The 19179-nt window shown below is 52.7% G+C and carries 17 protein-coding genes; 4 read left to right on the top strand and 13 right to left on the bottom strand.

Annotation, left to right across the window (positions count from 1 at the left end; translation table 11 throughout):
• Position 1 precedes the first annotated feature (1 nt).
• The 9 genes from icmH to tssB are packed head-to-tail and all read right to left on the bottom strand — an operon-like array spanning position 2 to position 9234.
• Positions 2-769 carry a type IVB secretion system protein IcmH/DotU gene (gene icmH, locus ABIE29_RS17875; protein ID WP_429619992.1) on the bottom strand — a complete coding sequence of 256 codons (768 nt, stop codon included), beginning with the start codon at positions 767-769 and terminating at the stop codon, positions 2-4.
• Complete coding sequence (gene tssK / locus ABIE29_RS17880; protein ID WP_429619993.1) at positions 769-2115, bottom strand: type VI secretion system baseplate subunit TssK; 1347 nt, start codon at positions 2113-2115, stop codon at positions 769-771. The genes icmH and tssK overlap by 1 nt, the downstream gene beginning before the upstream one ends.
• A 2-nt stretch (positions 2116-2117) precedes the next feature.
• Complete coding sequence (gene tssJ / locus ABIE29_RS17885; RefSeq protein WP_429619994.1) at positions 2118-2624, bottom strand: type VI secretion system lipoprotein TssJ; 507 nt, start codon at positions 2622-2624, stop codon at positions 2118-2120.
• Positions 2621-3925 (bottom strand): type VI secretion system-associated FHA domain protein TagH, encoded by a 1305-nt coding sequence (gene tagH / locus ABIE29_RS17890; RefSeq protein WP_429619995.1) that lies wholly within the window; start codon positions 3923-3925, stop codon positions 2621-2623. The genes tssJ and tagH overlap by 4 nt, the downstream gene beginning before the upstream one ends.
• A 25-nt stretch (positions 3926-3950) precedes the next feature.
• Positions 3951-5003, bottom strand: coding sequence for a type VI secretion system baseplate subunit TssG (tssG, locus tag ABIE29_RS17895; protein ID WP_429619996.1), 1053 nt, complete (start codon positions 5001-5003; stop codon positions 3951-3953).
• On the bottom strand, positions 4967-6781 hold the full coding sequence (tssF, locus tag ABIE29_RS17900; RefSeq protein ID WP_429619997.1) for a type VI secretion system baseplate subunit TssF: 1815 nt from the start codon (positions 6779-6781) through the stop codon (positions 4967-4969). Before tssF ends, tssG begins: the two co-directional genes overlap by 37 nt.
• Positions 6781-7221 (bottom strand): type VI secretion system baseplate subunit TssE, encoded by a 441-nt coding sequence (gene tssE, locus ABIE29_RS17905; RefSeq protein WP_024529702.1) that lies wholly within the window; start codon positions 7219-7221, stop codon positions 6781-6783. The genes tssF and tssE overlap by 1 nt, the downstream gene beginning before the upstream one ends.
• A gap of 6 nt (positions 7222-7227) precedes the next feature.
• A complete protein-coding gene (gene tssC / locus ABIE29_RS17910) occupies positions 7228-8709 on the bottom strand; it encodes a type VI secretion system contractile sheath large subunit (RefSeq protein ID WP_429619998.1) in 1482 nt (493 codons plus the stop codon).
• Between the two features lie 27 nt (positions 8710-8736).
• A complete protein-coding gene (gene tssB, locus ABIE29_RS17915) occupies positions 8737-9234 on the bottom strand; it encodes a type VI secretion system contractile sheath small subunit (RefSeq protein ID WP_248946642.1) in 498 nt (165 codons plus the stop codon).
• A 760-nt stretch (positions 9235-9994) separates the two neighbouring features.
• Here tssB and ABIE29_RS17920 point away from each other — a divergent pair.
• The 3 genes from ABIE29_RS17920 to ABIE29_RS17930 all read left to right on the top strand — a co-directional run bounded on the left by ABIE29_RS17920 (position 9995) and on the right by ABIE29_RS17930 (position 13483).
• Complete coding sequence (locus ABIE29_RS17920; RefSeq protein ID WP_021178406.1) at positions 9995-10513, top strand: Hcp family type VI secretion system effector; 519 nt, start codon at positions 9995-9997, stop codon at positions 10511-10513.
• A gap of 566 nt (positions 10514-11079) precedes the next feature.
• Positions 11080-12249: a putative lipopolysaccharide heptosyltransferase III gene (rfaQ, locus tag ABIE29_RS17925; protein ID WP_429619999.1), complete on the top strand. Its 1170-nt coding sequence runs from the start codon at positions 11080-11082 to the stop codon at positions 12247-12249.
• A 19-nt stretch (positions 12250-12268) separates the two neighbouring features.
• Positions 12269-13483: an O-antigen ligase family protein gene (locus ABIE29_RS17930; RefSeq protein ID WP_429620000.1), complete on the top strand. Its 1215-nt coding sequence runs from the start codon at positions 12269-12271 to the stop codon at positions 13481-13483.
• Between the two features lie 62 nt (positions 13484-13545).
• Here ABIE29_RS17930 and ABIE29_RS17935 read toward each other — a convergent pair whose 3' ends face one another.
• The 4 genes from ABIE29_RS17935 to ABIE29_RS17950 form a co-directional block, all read right to left on the bottom strand.
• Positions 13546-14340 (bottom strand): ABC transporter ATP-binding protein, encoded by a 795-nt coding sequence (locus ABIE29_RS17935; RefSeq protein ID WP_429620001.1) that lies wholly within the window; start codon positions 14338-14340, stop codon positions 13546-13548.
• Positions 14337-15239 (bottom strand): ABC transporter permease, encoded by a 903-nt coding sequence (locus ABIE29_RS17940; protein ID WP_021178435.1) that lies wholly within the window; start codon positions 15237-15239, stop codon positions 14337-14339. Before ABIE29_RS17940 ends, ABIE29_RS17935 begins: the two co-directional genes overlap by 4 nt.
• 80 nt (positions 15240-15319) lie before the next feature.
• Complete coding sequence (locus ABIE29_RS17945) at positions 15320-16282, bottom strand: ABC transporter substrate-binding protein (protein ID WP_429620002.1); 963 nt, start codon at positions 16280-16282, stop codon at positions 15320-15322.
• 735 nt (positions 16283-17017) lie between these two features.
• Positions 17018-17434: a hypothetical protein gene (locus ABIE29_RS17950; RefSeq protein WP_429620003.1), complete on the bottom strand. Its 417-nt coding sequence runs from the start codon at positions 17432-17434 to the stop codon at positions 17018-17020.
• Between the two features lie 326 nt (positions 17435-17760).
• Here ABIE29_RS17950 and ABIE29_RS17955 point away from each other — a divergent pair, with 326 nt between their 5' ends.
• Positions 17761-18969, top strand: a complete 1209-nt coding sequence (locus ABIE29_RS17955; protein ID WP_429620004.1) for a tyrosine-type recombinase/integrase — start codon at positions 17761-17763, stop codon at positions 18967-18969.
• The last annotated feature ends 210 nt before the right edge of the window (positions 18970-19179 follow it).

Genomic DNA, 19179 nt, shown 5'->3' on the forward strand with positions numbered 1-19179 from the left:
CCTAGCTCAATAAATTGTTTAGCTGCTGCAAAATATCCTGAGTCTGTCCATGCAACTGGATGGCATAAAACAGGTAAATCACCGTCAACAGACCTAAGCCACCCCATAGCAGATGCTTGATGGTCAACCGTTTACTCAGGTAATAACGCCCGCCGGTGCGGTTTTGTTTCTGGTGCAGGACGGTCGCTGGCGCTTCACCGCGCAGCTGTTGCAGTTGGTGATGCAGCCGACGGAACAGCCGTTCAAAGTCATCGCTGTTTTGCAATGTCACCTTGTAGCGGCCACGATAACCCAGGCAGAAACACAGGTAGATGAACTCCAGCAGATCCTGATAGCGTTTGGGTTCGCCCATCAGGCGTTCCAGCAGGACGTACACCTTCTCACCGCCCCAGGTTTCGTTATGGAAATGCACCAGCAAGGACTGCTGTAGCCAACCGTTTTGCGTATTCCAACCGTGCCCTAACGCCGTCTCATCGATAAAGGTACAAAGCACGTAGCGGAACGAAACGATCGCCCCTGGCTCGTAGCCTTTGGTTTGCAGAAACTGCTCAATGGCGCGGATATCCGTCACCACCTGCTGATAAAGCTGGTCTGGCAGCGGCTGGTTTTCCATGTCCTTCAAGCGCAGCACCATGCCGAGTAACGGCGTGGCGGCGTCCACCATCGCATTCAGGCTCTCGCCGCGCAGTGGGAGCTGATATTGCCGATACGAAGTGACGGTTTCCGTTTCGGGCAGCGCGGGGTTATCCGTGACGGCATGCATTTTCATTAGCTGCTCCTAATCGCCCAGAACTGCATATCCAGCTCAGGGAAGTCACCCGAGACGTGGAAGGCAATCGCGTTGCTTTGCAGGACCTCTTTCCAGGTCGGGCTTTGTCGATCCAACATGAAGTAGGTATAGCCGGAATGGTAAGGCAGCTGACGCGGTGCGGCAGAGAGCGCCACCAGCGGCACACCAGGCAGCTGCAGGCTGACCAGTTCACGGATTTTCTCCAGCGAGGTGATCTTGGTCTGCTGCACGAATTGCCGCCGCAGCTGTTCCTGCGGGATCTGCGCCCGGACGGCCAGCACAAAGTCGGCGCTGCGCAACAGATCGCTATCGTTGATCGTCCCCACACGAATGCCGTTAGGCTGTGGTTGCAGCTGTACCGAGATGGCACGCGGTGTCAGCACCGTGCTGAGCGTTTGGCGCATCGCCAGGAACAGCGGCTGGAAGCAGTCGGTCAGGTTGTCATGGTTATAGACGATGAAGGAACCTGCCAGACGTGACTCGTCGGTAAAGGTGCGCAACTCGCCGCAGGTTTGTACCAGGTGGCTGTAAAAATCCTGCGGGTGCAGCACCGCCTGATGAGACAGATGGGTGAACAGGGGCTGCATGCGGTTAAACACCTGCAGCATCATAAATTCGGCCACGTCGGCAATCCCCTGCTGGCCCGGCGAACCGATACGTTTGGCTAACAGCCGGGCGCGCTCCACCAAGGTACCTTCCACTTCATCCATAAAGTCTTTCAACTGTACGGAGGCATGTAGAGTGGTGCAGGTAGGGATAAACTCTTCATCCAGGATCAGCGAGCCGTCCGGGTGCTTCTCTTTGATGCGGCAGACCGGCAGCACGGAATAGGCGCTGAGATCTTCGGAGCCCTGCATCAAACGCGGTGCCAACTGGGCCAGCAGCAGTTGGCTGACATCGCCGCCATCGGTGTGCAAATCGCGTACGTCATCGGTGTGTTCGGCGTAGCGGATCGCCCCAGGCAGCTGGCTGTGCGGGCTGGCAACCTCATTGATGGTGTCGTTGAGCATCGGCAACGCCAGATAGATATCGCGGCTGGCGGCATCGTTGCAGTTCAGTACGTCCAGCGGCTTCGGCGAGCAATCCTGATAAGGAATATCAAACACCGTGCCATCTGCCATGCTGCCGCTGGCGTTGGTCAAGCCGATACGCCCCAGCTTGAGCAGTTCCTGATTGATCTGCAGCGAGTGGAAGCCATAGGTGTAATTGGTCAGCGCGGTGATACGGCGCTGCAACTGGTAATCGTTATGTCTTTGTTGCTGTTGAAAGTGTTGTGGCTTAATGAACAGGCCTTCGCGCCAGATCACCCGATTCTTGGTCGGCATGGTTATTCTTCCTCTTTCCTTAAGTCAATCTCATCCGCTTTAACGTGGATCAGCACGCCATAGTTATGACCAACATCTTTGATCTTGATGATTTTTTTCCACTCAGCGCGATCAACGTCGGCATAATAGGCAATCACCCCCAAATAGTGGGTCTTCTCTTCCAGCTCAATGGACGGTAACGGTTTATATTGATTCGGCAGCAGGGTGTATTCCTGGTGGTCGATGTAGTTTTTGCTGAGCGTTTTCTTCAACAGTTCCGTGTCGAGCTGGTCATAGTCGGCCGCCAGCAGTTTGGAATCATCGCTCAGGTACACCACCGCAATCTCGGTCGGCGCGGCCTCGCCTTTCTCATTGGGGTTGATATTCGCGTCCGCCAGCAGCGTTAACCGCAGCGTAGAAGGCTGCTCGGTAGCGCGCTCCGGCTTCTTGTTCTTCCATATCGTGCATCCTGACAGCATCAGCACCAGGCATAGCGCAGTCGTCAGAAAGTAACCTCTGCCACCTTTCATCGTTCGCTGTCCTTCATCCCCTGGCGCAGCGCCTGGTCGTAAGCCTGTTCATACACTTCGCCAAACAGCTTTTCGAAGCCCTGCTGGCGGCTGGAGGCCAATTCCTGGTAGTAGTTTTTGTACATTTCCCAGGCCCAGGAGGCGTCTTGTTCCTGGCGCTCGTTGCTGCGCATGTAATGGCTAAAGCGCGTCAGCAATCGCTCCGGGGAAAAGGCTTCCAGCATGGTATTCAACGCCTGGGCGATCGCCTGTTGGTTGGCCTGATGGTGCAAGCGCAGGTTATGCAGGCTCTCGGCTACCGCCGCCGGGGCGGAAAGGTGGACCGGGCTTTTTTGATCGGCAAACAGCAGGCTGAGCGTGGTGTCGTAATCCATATTCAGGCGCAGCGGGTTATCTTCGATTGGCCGCAAGTGCTTGTCCCGCAGGCCGTGCTGGCTGCGCTGCAGGGCCAATAGCCCTTCAATGGCAGCCCTGAGCGTTTTACCGGCTTCCTCAAGGAAATCATTGGCTTCCTGGCTGTTACGGATCGGCAGTTGCGCACCAAAACCCCGCATCAGCGGCGTGATCGCGACGTGCTGCTGTTCCATCTTGCTGTCTGAGGGTGCCTGCTGGCCGGAAAGAAAACTGCTGATTTGCGGCAGATCGATAAACTCCTGATCCATGGCACTGTCCTTGGTGATATCAGAAAGTGGAGAAGAGAACAGCGGATCGCGGTAGCGATCCTGTTGTAACGATTGATCGGCACCGGTGAGGGTGCTCAGAGGTTCGTGCATCGTCAGGCTTTCGGTTTCCAATACCCGCAGCGGATCGTCGCTGAAACCGTTGGCAACCGTGGCGGCCAGGCGGTTGTCCTGCTCATAGTGAGAAGGCTGTGTATTTCCCCCCTCCATCATCGCTTCCAGCGGGTTGCTGTAGCTGGAGACCAGCGATTCCGGCGAAACCATCAGCGGATCGATCATATCGGCGTTCGAACGGCTGATATGGCTCTTGATGGCCAGATTGCCCACGCTGATCTCGTCACCTTGCTGGAGGCGCACCAAACCGGAGTTTGCCGTCAGCATCGACTGATTAATACTTACCGTACCGTTGAGCACCCGCAGGCAAAAGGACCCATCACGCCATTCAATGGCAAACTGTGAAGGGCTGATATTGCCGCCCTGATCCTGAATAGACCAATGATGGCTGCCGTCACTGCCAACCACCCCACCCTGTGCATTAAACAGGCTGCTGGCCGGTTTGCCACTTTCCAATCTGTCGCTATTGACGACTCGCAATGATAGCGTCGGTTGCTGTTTATCCATGATCTCTGTTCCTGAATCTTGATTGTCATTCCATAACGCTGATGGTTACGTGGGGCTGTAGCTCGGGTTCCCCGAGGAAGCTGGTCCAGCCCAGCAGGTTGTTTTGTTCTGTCCCCAGGATCATGCCCCCCACCTGCTGCTGTGCCAGCCCCAGGCGTAAATCCCACGAAAACTGGTCACGCATAATGAAGGCCACAAACATCTCTAACGGCTTGTAGTTCTCCCCGTTAGGTAAAAATGACAAGAACTGCTCACGCGTCAGTTGGTTGAGGCACAACTGATACTTGCCGCTGCGATCTGCTACCTGCGATCCCAGCGAGAAATTGACGCCAAGCACCGATTTACCCTGATATTTCTGGCCGCTGACCTTCACCCTGCCACCCAGGCGATTCTGCTGTTCCGGGGCGATTTTGACCTTGCGCAGTTGCCAACTTTGCAGCGTCACATCCGGCAGATTGAAACAGTGCGCCACCAAGCTGCAAATCACTTCCGGGGCGCGCCCAGGGCTGGCCAGCAAGCCGGCATACGCCAGCATTTTGCCGTGGTGGATGCGCAGTTTTTGGCGGGTCGCCTCGTTACTTAATCCCACTAACGCAAACATGCGCTGCGAGACATCATCATTACCCCCCTCGTCAAAGCAGATGTAGTAGCGGTATTTGCGCCAAATCTGATGCAACAGCGTTAACAGCCGGTGGTTGAACACGTTGAGAAAATCGGTCAGGCGGTTTTCATTCTGGGCATCTTCCCAGGCCAACGAGTCCAGGTAATAACCAGGCAACGGCGACTGGCTGCCATGCAGCCCAAGGAAAGAGACTTCCAGCTCAAACTGGCCGCGAGCGGAAGTCTCCAACGCGATCACGTCACGGGTTGGAAAAGCCAGGCTGGCGGTCGACTTAAAGCGGATTGCCTCATCGGCGGGCCTGATTGAACCGGGGGATTTTTGCCACGCTACCGCCATTTGGTTGAGTAGCTCGACCAATTGGTAAAAGTTATAGCGTGACACATCCAGCACCGGTTCAGGCGGTACGCCTGCACCCGCGCTTACATCAATGCATGTTGACCCGTCTGTACCGGCCATTGGTAACATTCCTGATTATCAAGATTGATGACTTTCAAAAGGTGGAACGAGTTGACGCTGGCATACAGGGAGAAGAAGCGTGCCAACACCGTACCAAACAGGTAAAGCTCACCTTCAGAACCAAAAGCACTTTGCTCCAGCCAGAGAGTGGTTTGCAGACCTCTGACCGGTAAGCCACGGAACAGCCTGTCGATCGGCTGGGTCTCGATACGCGAAATCGCATCCAGTTTTTTTTGCGACGACCGGGCGGATTGCCGGTTGTGTACGCTGGGAAAATCATAGGTCTGCAGGATCTGCTTTAACGAATCCTTGTCCAATAATGACATGTAGTTCAATGACATATTGGACAACAAAGACCATTGCAGGCTACCATCCAACACCGGATACAGCGGTACCGAAGGCCGGGTAATATTGCGGAAGGTGGCAAATGACGGGCCTGCTTGCGTCCGTTGGCAGATATCACCCACGCGGAGCGCCAGCGGTAATTCGCGGTTGGTACAGGTCATGCTGACCGACACGTTTTCTTGAGCCAGTGCCACCTGCGACTCATCGCTGCGCACAAAGGAGAGGTAATGCTCAAAGCCTTTACGGAACAGCGAGTTTTTCACCCGCAGGCGGTAATAGAGCATGTTGCGCTCCTGCGCAGGCTCCACCTGATGATGGAAACTCTCAAACGCCGGGTAGCTTCTGGCCTGCCCCCGCCCACTGCCCTTGGGATCTTTGCTTAACCAACTTTCCACGCGATCGACCGAGAAAATCTCGTAGCGCTCAGGGTGATGGTAACTGGCGCACAGCGGATACTCGGTTTGTGTGCCATCCAGCGCTATCGCCTCGCTGTCGCGTTTGAACAGGTTCACCGCAGGGGTGCAGTTCAGGCGCAGAGTGGTTGGCCGTATCTTGACCTCTGGAGGCAATGGCTGGGAGAAATGCAGATTGAGAGTAAACTCGCTGGCTTTCAGATGCGCGGGGAAATCCACCACGCCAGCCACGTCAAAGAACAGGAAGCCTTCCGGGAAGCAGAAATACTCCTGCAGGATGCGGTAGCCAACATAGGCGTTTTTCGGATAAGGCAACAGCGCATCTTCGCGCTCAAAGCCCACCGGTTTGAAATCGAAATCCGGCATCGGAATGGTGATGCCGTTGACCACTAGGTCGGCCCGTTCGAAATAGTGACTGATCCAGAAATAGAGCTGGCTGCTGGTGTAACCGTCCTCACCCAGATAGAAACGCAGTTTATCGAGCCGCATTTCCTGCACATTCAACTCCGCCTTGGCGCCGAAGTGAATGCTTAATATCCCCTGTTCATTGCTGTTGTTGACGGCGATATCCTGGATGCCCATCGGGAACAGCCAGACATCCCGACATAGCGTAAAGCTACATTGGGGTCCGTGTGATCCCTGGTCGTTGTGCAACGCGCCACGTTCCGTCCTTTGCACAATCGGGACGCTCTCGATCTGGCTACCGCGCTCGATCAACGTCGCTTCAGTGAGCGCACTGCTGTTCGGCGTGTATTCGATGATCGTCATGCTCGGCACTGGCCGCAAATAGTTCGGCCACAGCATATTCAGCAGGCCGTGTGTCAACTCCGGGAACTGGTCGTCGATCTTTTCGCGCAGGTTGCCGGTCAGAAAGGCGAAGCCTTCCAACAGGCGCTCAACGTCCGGATCGGAACCCTGTTCGGATAAAAAGGCGGCAAGATGCGGCCGTTCGATTGCGGCATCCCGCCCTAGTTGCCGGAGGTAATCCAGCTCATCCCTGAAGTACTTTTCGAACGACATTATGCTTCCTGGTTTAGGCAGTAACGGCGGTTGCTGTCCAATTGAATATTGAACTCAACCACATCGCCGATATTGTCGAAATCAACATGAGCACTGATATGGAAACTCAATAACAGTGGGTCCCCCTGATCCACCAGGGATTGAACGGCAACCTCGGAAATTCTTGGCTCGTAGCGCTCAATACACTCCTTGATGGCCTGCTCAATACTCTTACGGAAATCAGACGTGGTTGCCGTGGCATCATTGAGATCAATAACCCCCAGACCTGCAGCACTTTGGCAGGCTCCGGGGCGCGAATTGAGGACTTCGTTCAAATGCTGCTTGATTGAGATTAATAGCTCTTGAACACGGCTATGTGAGGAAGGGCCAAAGCCCTTCCCCTGGATACGCTCAAACAAGCTGGCAGAACTTCCTCGCTCCCAATTAAGAAGCGCAGCCATTGCCTGTTATTCCTTATCCAAACGACCAACCAGCGAGAGCTCGAAACTGGCTCCCATGTATTTGAAGTGTGGACGCACCTGCATCGCCACCTGGTACCAGCCCGGATCGCCTTCGACATCCAGCACCTGGATCTGGGCAGAGCGCAGAGGGCGGCGGCTGCGGACATCAGTCGGTGGGTTTTCCTGATCGGCAATGTACTGCTTGAGCCAGATGTTCAGCTCACGCTCCAGATCCTGACGCTCTTTCCACGAACCAATCTGCTCACGCTGCAGCACTTTGATGTAGTGAGCCAGACGGTTGATGATGAACATGTACGGCAGTTGAGTCCCCAACTTGTAGTTGGTTTCCGCCATCCGCCCTTCAGGGGTATTCGGGAATACCTTCGGTTTTTGTACCGAGTTGGCCGAGAAGAAGGCAGCGTTGTCGGTGCCTTTGCGCATGGTCAGGGTAATAAAGCCCTCTTCCGCCAGCTCAAATTCACGACGATCGGTGATCAGCACTTCGGTCGGGATCTTCGCCTGGACCTGGCCCATCGCCTCATAGAGGTGAACCGGCAGGTTGTGCACCGCACCACCGCTTTGTGGCCCGATGATGTTCGGGCACCAGCGATACTTGGCGAAGCTGTCTGTCAGGCAGGCTGCCAGCAGGAATGCGGTATTGCCCCACAGGAAGTGTTCATGATCCTTGCTGACGTCTTCGTAGTAGTTGAAATTCTTGATCGGATTCTCAACGGTGGAATACGGCAAACGCAGCAGGAAACGTGGTGTGGTCAGGCCCAGATAGCGGGAGTCTTCCGACTCACGCAGCGCACGCCATTTGGTGTGTGCCGGCCCTTCGAACACCGACTTCATGTCTTTGATGGCAGGCAACTCGGTAAAGCTGCTGATACCAAAGAAATCCGGTGCAACGCTGGAAAGGAACGGCGCATGAGCCATTGCGCCAACGGCGCTGACGTATTGCAGCAGCTTCATATCCGGGGTGCTATTGCTGAACGCATAGTTACCAATGACGGCTGCGGTAGGTTCGCCGCCAAACTGGCCGTAACCGGATGAATACACGTGCTTGTAGAAACCAGACTGGATAATCTCCGGCGAGAACTCAAAATCTTCCAGCAGCTCTTCTTTCGTCGCGTGCATGATGTTGATTTTGATGTTTTCACGGAAATCGGTGCGATCCACCAGCAGCTTCAGTGAACGCCAGGAGGATTCGATTTCGCGGAATTCTTTGGCATGCAGAATTTCGTCCATCTGGGCACTGAGCTTTTTATCCAGCTCAATGATCATTCTGTCGACCAACAGCTTGTTGATCGGCTCTTCGTTGGTACCGGTGTCCAGAATGCTGCTGATAAATGCGGCAACGCCCTGTTTGGCGACATCATAGCCATCATTCCCCGGCATCATGCGGGTCTGAGACATGATTTCGTCTAGCAGGAAAGTGGTACTGGTAGGCTCGGCAGCTAAAACCGCATTTTCTTCATGTAAAGACATACGTAAAATTCCCTCTTTCCGTCTCAATTATTTCTGATTAAGAATGTCCAGTTCCTTTAGCAACTGCTCACGCATTTCTTCATTGCCAAGGAGATCTTGCAGACGAGAACGGAAGGCAGGAATGTTGCCCAGAGGCCCTTTCAGGGCAACCAGCGCTTCCCGCAGTTCCAGAATTTTTTTCAGTTCGGGGACGTTTTTCGCCACGTTGTCCGGAGAGAAATCGTCGAGAGAATTGATCGCCAATGTTACCGGCATCTCTTCTTTCCCCTCACCTTCCAGGTGATTGGGGACACTGAACGAAAGGTTGATATTGGCTTCGTTCATCACCGAGTTGAAATTGTTCTTGCTGACGGAAACGACCTGACGTTCTTCAATCGGGGTATCTTCACGAACCCCTTTGAGATCGCCAACAACCATCAGGTTCAGAGGCAATTCAATTTCAGCGGTTTGATCGCCCGTGTTGGGAACATACTTGATGTTGATCCTTTCCTTGGGGGCAACACTGCTTTGATTATTCTTACTCATCACTCGTCCTTTTAGTCACAATAAGGAATACCAGCTAATGTTTGTTGAATGTGCACTGAAAAATGCCATTCAAATATCTTCCATGCTAATAGAGTCAGCGCCCATCTATTCAGATAGTAAATCTATCACCGTAAACCTCACTACCTTCCTCATATGCCGCTCCGAAACCCGGGAATAATCTTATTTTTCACGGGAATTAGGAATAATCGCATGCCATACGGAAGCCTAGGAATAATCCCTAATGATACAAAAAACCCCCGACAAACGAGTCTTCGACCCAAGGTAAAACCAGATAGTTCCCTCATTAGCATAGTTTCACTGAATGTATCGTCCCCGATCTAACCGGTAAAAGTCCATAAATTTTTCTTTACTAAGATTCCTAATAATTTATCACCTATCGAGAGCGGCACTCTGCTTATGATCATAAAAAATAATTTCAAAAAAAATATTTAACCCAATAAAAACAGTATGTTAAAAAACAAACCCATCATATCAATTATGAGAAGGCTTTGAATCATAATTACAATCAATATTTAAGCCAGCATAAAACACCAATTTTACAAATATTATAATCATTTATACCATTAACGAAGAGAATAAATTTTGTAAATTTGTGAATGACTTGGCACTAGGGAAAGACCTGATTATAGTGATGGCCGAAGTGAGAAGTGGGGCAAGTGACATTCGAGGTCGATTATTATCGGCTAGTCGGTGTGGCTAGCATTGAGTTATTTCTAAGCTACTAACAAGGATCTTTAAGATGCCAACTCCAGCTTATATCTCTATCACAGGGAAAACCCAGGGTAATATTACCGCCAGCGCATTTACCGCTGAATCCGTAGGTAACATCTTTGTTCAAGGCCATGAAGACCAGATGCTGGTTCAGGAATTTGAACATATCGTTACCGTACCAACCGATCCGCAGTCTGGCCAGCCGTCAGGGCAGCGTGCGCATAAGCCATTCCGCTTTACCGTGGCTTATAACAAAGCTGTTCCATTGCTGTATAACGCATTGGCCTCTGGTGAAATGCTGCCAACGGTTGAATTGAAATGGTACCGCACGTCTATCGAAGGTAAACAAGAGCACTTCTTTACCACCAAACTGGAAGATGCCACCATCATCGATATCGACTGCAAAATGCCACACTGCCAGGATCCAACCAAGGCTGAGTTCACTCAGTTGGTTCGCGTTTCACTGGCATACCGTAAAATTACCTGGGAACACACCACCGCCGGGACTTCTGGTTCTGACGACTGGCGTGCCCCAATCGAAGCCTAAGGTCAGCCTTAGCTTCACTCAGCAGCCAATCGAAAGATTGGCTGTTTTTATTCAACCTCGCCATCCTTTCCCAATCCCAGTACCAGATTCGTGGTTGTCCGTGTAGCTCCCGTGATCGCTGAACGGGCGCAGTATTGAACGGCCCCCTACAAGCTGATTGATACCGCTCCCACACCATCAATTCACCGAAATTCCCCACTTTTTCATCCGCGATAGCAGTAAGGTCGAACCTCAAGGATGAGGTTCGGCTTTTCACACCTCTCGCACCACCCGCTATTTATCCCGTGACGAACAAGCTCACACAATACCCCCTTGGTTTATCCAGGATTGATCGTTTTCAACGATCGGTCTGATCTTATTGATCTGTATAACCAATTATCTTTGTCCTTTCACCACCTATAAGATCGCCTTCGGTGTCGTGGGGCTTCCTGTATTTTGCCTCCCATGCATAACACGTCGGCCGCAAGCGTCGAAACAACGGGCTTTCAATGAGCAGGAAAAGTGAAGATGACAGATGAAAAGCTCCGCACGGCAGATTATCGACCTCTGGGATACATCAGCAAAATATGACGTTCGTAACGAATGCTGGCAAGGTCGGGTTACCTGACCGCCGCTTGCCCAACCGGTTACTGCACCGCGAGCGGGTACAGCGCATCCTGGTTATCAAGCTGCGCCACTTTGGTGACGTCCTGCTGACCACCCCGTTGCTCAGTACGCTACGCGCCAATTACCCCAACGCCCTGATTGACGTGCTGGTGTATGACGGCACCGAGGCGATGCTGGCGGGCAATCGGGATGTCTATCTGACCTATACCGTCGATCGCAGCCTAAAACGGCAGGGCTGCAAGGCACAGTATCGCGGTGAGCAAGCCCTGTGGAACAGCCTGCGCACGGGCCACTACGACCTGGTGATCAATCTGTCCGACCAGTGGCGGGCGGCGTTGTATTGCCGCTTTCTCAAACCGACGTTCAGCCTGGGGTTTGCTTACCCCAAGCGTAATAACCGGCTGTGGCGGGCTTGCCATTCGTTGTTGGTGCCGGTGGACGGGCATGATCAGCGGCACACCGTGCTCAATAACCTCGCTATTCTGGCCCCGCTGGCATTACCAACCTTGGTGACCAAGGTGACCCAGGCTTACCGGCAGCGCGATGTCGATGAGATTAACCGCCTCAGTCAACATCATCACCTGACGGATTTCGTGCTGATCCAGCCTGGCGCGCGCTGGGCGTTCAAAACCTGGTCAGTGGTGGGATTCACACAGGTTATCGATCATCTCACCGCCAGCGGAGAAACCGTGCTGCTCACCGGGGGACGCTCTGCCGATGAGGTCGCCATGATAGCCGCCATCCAAGCCCGCTGCGCCATGCCACAACGGGTGGTCAATCTGGCTGGTTGCCTGGATCTGCCGGAGCTTGCCGTCTTGATCGATCGGGCGAAGCTGTTTCTCGGTGTGGATTCGGTAGCGATGCATATGGCCGCCGCCTTGCAAACGCCTTCCGTCGTGCTGTTCGGCCCCAGCAATCTGCAACAGTGGTCGCCCTGGCAGGCTCCGCACATCCTGCTATGGGCAGGCAACTTCCGCTCATTACCACACCCCAACGCTGTGGATACCGCCACCCCGGAACGTTATCTGGATGCCATTCCCGCCAGTGAGGTTATCCGAGCCATAAACCGCCAGCTTACCTGTCTGGAAATCCCAACTTCCCGCACGCTGGCTGACACCGTCTTTAATTAACCCTGATTTGAGCCATCACATGCCATCAATCAACCAGTCTTCGACAGTGCCATTTACCTCTGCCCACCTTCGGCTGTTTGGCTTCACGGCATTTTTGCTCGGCGTATCCCTGCCGACTTCCAATGCGCTGATGAATACCTCACTAGCATTGGCGGCGATATGTCTGCTGTGGCAGCGTGACTTTCGCCACCTGATGCCTTTGCTCAGGCAACCGCTGGTGTGGCTGCCCGCATTGATGTTTGTACTGCTGGCCATCTCGTTACTGACCGAGCACCACGAGTACGGCTCGAAGATGGTCGGCAAGTATCAAAAGCTGCTGTATGTGTTGCCACTGGCGCTGTTCTTTCTCAGCGACTCCAGGCTTATCACCCGGTTTATCAGCGGCTTTCTACTCGCCAACGCCGTGATACTGGCGATCAGCCTGACTTCGGGGATTGGGCACGTGACGTTGGGTGGCCTCGACCCGCAAAATCCAACCGTATTTAAACTGCAGATAACCCAGAACGTGTTTATGGCGTTTGCTGCGTTGATATGGCTATCCCGCGCTTTTGCGCAATCCGGAGTACGCCGTTGGTGCTATGGAACATGGGTTCTACTGGCAACGGCGAACGTGCTGCTGATGGTACAGGGGCGTACCGGCTATGTGGCGCTATTGGTTGGTGTGGGACTTTGGTTGCTGCTGACGCTGCCCCGCTGGCAGCGGTTGGGCGTACTAACCTGTGGCTTGCTGCTGGCCATTATGCTGATTTTTATCCCCAATAGAGCGACGGATCGCCTGACGCTCGGCCTTGTTGAGGTACGTAATTGCGTGTTGGCCCCGGCAAACCAGGCCTATCAGGCTTGCGACAACTCAATGGGACAGCGTACCGCCTTTGTCCGCGAATCATTGCGCCTGATAAAACAGGCTCCGCTGCTGGGTAACGGGGCTGGGAGCTTCTGGTATGGCAACGCGCAGACCGGTTACGGCGTGCATAACCCACACAATGAGTATCTGCTGGAAACGGTACAAAATGGCTTGCTGGGGCTGGCGCTGTTTTTGGGCTGGATGTGGTGCTGCTTCCTAGCGGCCTGGCGGCAACCAACAGCCTGCCGCAACCTGCTGGTTGCCGTGCTCGGCAGTTATCTGGCCTGCCACCTGTTCAACTCGTTCCTGCTGGATTCCGCCGAGGGGCATCTGTTTATGGTGTTGGCCGCCGTACTGGCGGGTTATCGGGTTGTTCGGCAGCCTAAATAACCTCAACCATCTCATTATGTTATGGGGGCGCAGCATGCCGCGCCCCGACAAAGTGAACAACCTCAGCTCAGCAGTAGCCCATCATCATCCAGCTTTTCGCCGCGCGTTTTTTCAAACATCGCCAGCAGATCGGTGACCTGCATGTTCGCCCGTTGCTCACCGACAACATCCAGCACCACCCGCCCCTGGTGCAACATCACGGTTCGATGACCATGATCCAGAGCCTGACGCATGGAGTGTGTCACCATCAGTACGGTCAATTGCTGCTCGGCGACAATACGGTCGGTCAATGCCAGCACAAAGGCCGCCGTTTTAGGATCGAGCGCGGCGGTATGCTCATCCAGCAACAGCAGACGAGAAGGCTGCAACGAAGCCATCAGCAAGCTGACCGCCTGACGCTGTCCACCGGAAAGCAGCCCCATGTGATCCCCTAAACGATTCTCCAGCCCCAGTTCCAGCGTGGCCAGCTTATCGCGAAACAGCTGCCGCTGTTTGCTCTTGACCGCTCGCTGAAACCCCCGGGTTTGGCCGCGCTGCAGAGCCAGGGCCAGATTCTCCTCAATGCTCAGCCCCTCACAGGTTCCCGCCAGCGGATCCTGGAATACGCGGGCGACCATACCGGCACGGCGCCAGGCCGGCATCAGGGTAACGTCCTGTTCACCAATAAACAGCTGGCCGCGATCGGGGGTAATATCACAGCTGACCGCATTGAGCAACGTAGACTTCCCTGCCCCATTACTGCCAATGACCGTCACAAACTGCCCAGCCTCGATATTCAAAGACAGGCCACGTAATACCGGGTTTTCCAGCGGAGTTCCGGGGTTAAAGGTTTTAAACAACTGCTCGGCACGCATCATGATGGCTGCCTCCCCCGCTTGCTTTTCAATTTCTGTTTCAACTTCGGCAGGACCAGCGCCAACGTAACCAATAGCGCGGTGATCAGATTCAGATCCTGCGCCTGCAAGCCGATAAAGTCTGCATTCAGGGCCAGAGCGATCATCAGGCGGTACAGCAATGCCCCTAACAGGGTTGCCATAGTGATCAGGAACAGGCTACGGGCAGGCAACAGTGTCTCACCGATGATCACCGCCGCCAAACCGACGACGATGGTGCCGATCCCCATGGAAATATCAGCGCCCCCCTGAGTCTGTACATACAACGCCCCCGCCAGCGCTATCAGCGCATTGGAAACCGCCATGCCGATCACCGTCAGTCGGCTGGTTGCAATCCCCTGAGCGCGCGCCATGCGCGGGTTCGCTCCGGTTGCCCGCAGCGCAAGGCCCACTTCAGAGGTCAGGAATGCGTCGAGCGCCAGTTTGACCACGACGACCACCACCAGCAGTAATAGTGGCTGGATCAGCCAGGCATTGTCCTCAACCTGACTGATGAAAGGAGTGAAAACGCTGGGCAAGCCGATCAGGGCCAGGTTTGGCGCCCCCATAATGCGCAGGTTGATGGAATACAGGGCAATCATCACCAAAATGCTGGCCAGCAGTTGCAAAATACCGAGCCGCACGTGCAGCCAGGCCGTCAAGCAGCCAGCACCTGCACCCGCGATAGCCGCCAGCAAACACGCTAGCCAGGGGTTATAACCACTGACAATCATCACCGCGGCTACCGCGCCCCCTAAAGGGAAGCTGCCATCGGCCGTCAGATCGGGAAAATTGAGTAGGCGGAAGGAGATCAAGACGCCCAACGCGACCAGCGCAAAGATCAGGCCGATCTCCAAAGCGCCCATCAGGGAAATTAACGACATGCGTACCTCATAAACATCTTGGCCCGCCGCCTGCGGCAGGCCATTTACACGCGATGTAAACCATCATGCAACGCAGATCGTTATTTGATGACTTCTTGTGCTGATTGCACCAATTCCGCTGGCAGAGTAACACCCTGCTTTTGGGCTGCGGCAGGGTTGACGCTCAGGCTGAGCTTGTTGCCAATCTCTGGGGCGATAGTGCCGGGCTTTTCGCCCTCTAACAGTCGGACGACGATTTTACCGGTCTGGCGGCCCAGATCGTAATAGCTCATCCCCAATGCCGCCGCCGCGCCACGTTTGGCAACGCTATTGTCACCGGCGATCAACGGGATTTTAGCCTGATTGGCAATGCCGACCAGCGACTCATAGGTGGAGATAACGTTGTTATCGGTATTGGTGTAGATCACGTCAACTTTACCTACCAGACTTTTGGCCGCAGGGGCTACGTCGATAGTGCGTGCAGCAGGAACCTCAACCAGCGTCATCCCACGTTTGGTTAATTCCTCTTTCAGCTCTTTGACCACCACCGTCGAGTTGACTTCCCCTGGGCTGTAGACCATGCCGACTCGTTTGGCATCGGGTTTAACCTGCAAGATCAGATCGACCTGCGGACCGATGGCAACGCTGTCTGAAACGCCGGTCACGTTGGTGCCACTCGGCTGCCAACTGCTGACCAGCTTGGCCGCTACCGGGTCGGTTACCGTAGTGAACACCACCGGTATGGTTTTGGTAGCTGCCACCACCGACTGAGCTGCAGGCGTTGAAATTGCCACTATCGCATCGGGCTTGTCACCGATAAATTTACGCGCAATCTGCCCAGCGGTAGCCGTATTTCCCTGCGCGCTTTGGAACTGGATCTTGACCTTATCCTTGTCATACCCCGCGGCCTTTAGCTCATCAATCACCCCATCACGGGTGGCATCCAGTGCCGGATGGTCAACGATAGAGAGGATCGCCACGGATTTCGGCGCCGCCGCGTAACTGCTTACTGCAAACAAGGCGGCGGCGAGAGCTACAAAAATATTTTTATTATTCAAAGGCATGGTCATATCCTTTTCAAGTTGGCGTAGGTGCCAGAGGTGGTGATTAATCATCCTAGCACAGTGTTTTACCGCCATCTATCGGATAACGTTTTGTTATCATGTGGTTAACATACAGAATTAAAAGAAAACACTCGGTGCGCTTACATGGGGCAGTGATTCGGGTCACAAACCGCCGTTTTTTGCCTCTTGTTGTTCGATGCGTAGGCTTGGCGACATCCCGCAGCTGGGCAACGGGGGGAATAAGGGATTAACTAATTAGGATACTCATCCCCCTGATAAAACGCTCCAAGTCATCAACGATTTCATTATTATGAGATGAATAACGTATAACGTAGACGTTGATACTTTTGCCGTTACCTCATGGAATGACGCTGAGGATAAAAACGGATGTAATTATTTTGGCAGACGATCAGACTGTTAGCATTGGAATAAAGGCGAGTTTGAACGAGTCTGTGTGCGGTTTTAACCACCAACATTTATCCAGTTTGGCGTGAAGCCGTCCTTTACTGCCTAAGACAGAAAGCTACTGTCCATATTTGCTTAATCATCAAGCCAACATCCAATGGCATACTGGCATCTCAAGGATTTTACAGATGGCACTTCTCAACGATACCAAAGCCCGGAACATTAAACCGGATGATAACCTCTTGGCGCACGTTGGTATCAACAGCCTGACGTTACACCCTTTAAACAGCGCAGGTCATGGTAAATGATAAGGGAACTAACCATTAGTGTTTATGAATCAGTTTCAGATTTTTGGATTAATGTTTTGAGAAATTGTTTTAGTTCTTTCGAATGATAAAACCCCATACAATCATAAACGACCAGATTGACAGATGCCAGATCGCCACTTGGTTGCTTAGGTTGATAAAAATGCCCTGTATTAACTTCAATAAACTTATCCAGTTCATTATTCCGCTCGGCACTAAAAGCCAAACCATTATCTAAATCAATAAAACCCATTGTGCCGTCTTTAAGTGGTGATTTATTAAAATCAACACCCATCTTTTTATAGTTATCAACGATACATCGGGCAAGAGAGTAAACTCTGTAGTCGTTTATGGTTTTATCAAGACTGACTTGTTCATTTTCACCTGCACTAACGCACCATGAATAAAATACCAGACTCAAAAATACAATGACATCCCTCATTATTTCACCCTTTCAAAATAGACTGCGTCCGTATTATCACCGATAACTCGCTTTCCTGTCCATGATGAATCACTGAGACCAGCACCTGATAGGTACTGAAAAACCATAAAAAAAAACCCCAAGCCTTTTGAGCTTGGGGTCATTCATAATATGGCGGAGGAGCAGTCCGCTTTTCAATTGCACAACCCAAGGTAATGTCGCCTAAAATATAAATATAAAACAATTAGTTAACTTATCTTCCTATCAACGCAGCACAACCACCCCTAACCTAAATCAACCATTGATGGCATACTCAATGGCATACTGACATCTCAAGGATTTCGCAGATGGCACTACTCACCGATACCAAAGCTCGAAATATTAAACCGGATGATAAGCCCTTACCGCACGGTGGTATCACCGGCCTGACGCTACACCCTTCGGCCAGTAAAGGTCACGGTAAATGGGTTTTGCGTTATGTTAGCCCGGCAACCAAAAAGCGACGCAACGCAGGGTTAGGTAGTTATCCTGAAATCAGTATCGCCGAAGCAGGCAAACAAGCGCATGCCATGCGTGAGCAACTTACTAATGGGATTGATCCGCTAGAGGCCAAGAAAGCAGATTCCGACAAACCGGTTATTCCAACATTCAAAATAGCCTCCCGTCAGGTACATACTAACCTACTTCCCGGCTGGAAAAATGACAAGCATGGGAAACAGTGGATAGCAACTCTAGAGCAATACGCCTTCCCCTCTATCGGCTCGCTGCCGTTGGATACCATTACACCTGCACACATGGCTGAAGTTTTACGCCCTATCTGGTTAGCGATTCCAGAAACAGCCAGTCGAGTTAAACAGCGCTTGCATGCTGTAATGGCCTGGGGATGGGCGCATGGTCATTGCGTGGCAAACCCTGTCGATGTTGTTACCCATCTTTTACCTCAACAGCCTAGTAAAGCGATTCGAACAGAGCATCAACCCGCAATGCCTTGGCGAGATATCCCGAACTTTGTCGCTATACATCTACGCAATGCCAGACGTTTTGATTTAACTCGTTCACTATTAGAGTTGCTAATACTAACAGCTTGCCGCTCTGGTGAGGTCAGAGGGATCCAGTGGTCTGAAATTGACTTCAAAGCTGCTGTATGGACTATCCCTGCCGAACGCATGAAAGCAGGCATCATCCATCGGGTTCCGTTGGTACCAAGAGCCATTGAGATCCTGGAGGGTATGCAAGGATTACATGACGAGTTGGTGTTCCCTTCCCCCCGCAACCAATCATTACTGTCTGATATGGTGTTAACTTCTTTCTTGCGCCGCGTCGAAGCTCCCAGTGATACGCCCGGACGTGTGGCAACTGCCCACGGTTTCCGCTCTAGCTTCCGAGATTGGTGTAGTGAGCAAGGCTACCCTCGGGATTTGGCTGAGCGAGCCCTAGCCCATACAGTGCAAAATAAGGTTGAAGCAGCTTATCATCGTACTGATTTACTGGAACAACGTCGACCAATGATGGAGGCTTGGGCTGATTATGTCATTAAGCAAGCGAATGGAAGTTGAGTAGATCAAATGTAAAGCATGCGCTCCCCTCGCTGGTTAGCCAATTATCGATATATATTTCCCCAAGCAAAGAGATAGTCAATAAAAATAGAATTTAAATAGGCTAATAACACCAGTGATGCTACTGGCGTTGTTAGCCTCAGCAAACTTTTTTAGCACTTTTTAGTATTTTTCTCTTTGTAAGCGTCTAGCGAAGGTCGCATTATTAGA

Source organism: Serratia sp. 2723, assembly GCF_050434425.1.
Lineage (GTDB): Bacteria > Pseudomonadota > Gammaproteobacteria > Enterobacterales > Enterobacteriaceae > Chania.

What these genes read in the sequence shown, in the direction of transcription:
- icmH (WP_429619992.1), bottom strand. Translation starts at nt 769, where the DNA reads ATGAAAATGCATGCCGTCACGGATAACCCCGCGCTGCCCGAAACGGAA.
- tssK (WP_429619993.1), bottom strand. Translation starts at nt 2,115, where the DNA reads ATGCCGACCAAGAATCGGGTGATCTGGCGCGAAGGCCTGTTCATTAAG.
- tssJ (WP_429619994.1), bottom strand. Translation starts at nt 2,624, where the DNA reads ATGAAAGGTGGCAGAGGTTACTTTCTGACGACTGCGCTATGCCTGGTG.
- tagH (WP_429619995.1), bottom strand. Translation starts at nt 3,925, where the DNA reads ATGGATAAACAGCAACCGACGCTATCATTGCGAGTCGTCAATAGCGAC.
- tssG (WP_429619996.1), bottom strand. Translation starts at nt 5,003, where the DNA reads ATGGCCGGTACAGACGGGTCAACATGCATTGATGTAAGCGCGGGTGCA.
- tssF (WP_429619997.1), bottom strand. Translation starts at nt 6,781, where the DNA reads ATGTCGTTCGAAAAGTACTTCAGGGATGAGCTGGATTACCTCCGGCAA.
- tssE (WP_024529702.1), bottom strand. Translation starts at nt 7,221, where the DNA reads ATGGCTGCGCTTCTTAATTGGGAGCGAGGAAGTTCTGCCAGCTTGTTT.
- tssC (WP_429619998.1), bottom strand. Translation starts at nt 8,709, where the DNA reads ATGTCTTTACATGAAGAAAATGCGGTTTTAGCTGCCGAGCCTACCAGT.
- tssB (WP_248946642.1), bottom strand. Translation starts at nt 9,234, where the DNA reads ATGAGTAAGAATAATCAAAGCAGTGTTGCCCCCAAGGAAAGGATCAAC.
- ABIE29_RS17920 (WP_021178406.1), top strand. Translation starts at nt 9,995, where the DNA reads ATGCCAACTCCAGCTTATATCTCTATCACAGGGAAAACCCAGGGTAAT.
- rfaQ (WP_429619999.1), top strand. Translation starts at nt 11,080, where the DNA reads ATGACGTTCGTAACGAATGCTGGCAAGGTCGGGTTACCTGACCGCCGC.
- ABIE29_RS17930 (WP_429620000.1), top strand. Translation starts at nt 12,269, where the DNA reads ATGCCATCAATCAACCAGTCTTCGACAGTGCCATTTACCTCTGCCCAC.
- ABIE29_RS17935 (WP_429620001.1), bottom strand. Translation starts at nt 14,340, where the DNA reads ATGATGCGTGCCGAGCAGTTGTTTAAAACCTTTAACCCCGGAACTCCG.
- ABIE29_RS17940 (WP_021178435.1), bottom strand. Translation starts at nt 15,239, where the DNA reads ATGTCGTTAATTTCCCTGATGGGCGCTTTGGAGATCGGCCTGATCTTT.
- ABIE29_RS17945 (WP_429620002.1), bottom strand. Translation starts at nt 16,282, where the DNA reads ATGCCTTTGAATAATAAAAATATTTTTGTAGCTCTCGCCGCCGCCTTG.
- ABIE29_RS17950 (WP_429620003.1), bottom strand. Translation starts at nt 17,434, where the DNA reads ATGAGGGATGTCATTGTATTTTTGAGTCTGGTATTTTATTCATGGTGC.
- ABIE29_RS17955 (WP_429620004.1), top strand. Translation starts at nt 17,761, where the DNA reads ATGGCACTACTCACCGATACCAAAGCTCGAAATATTAAACCGGATGAT.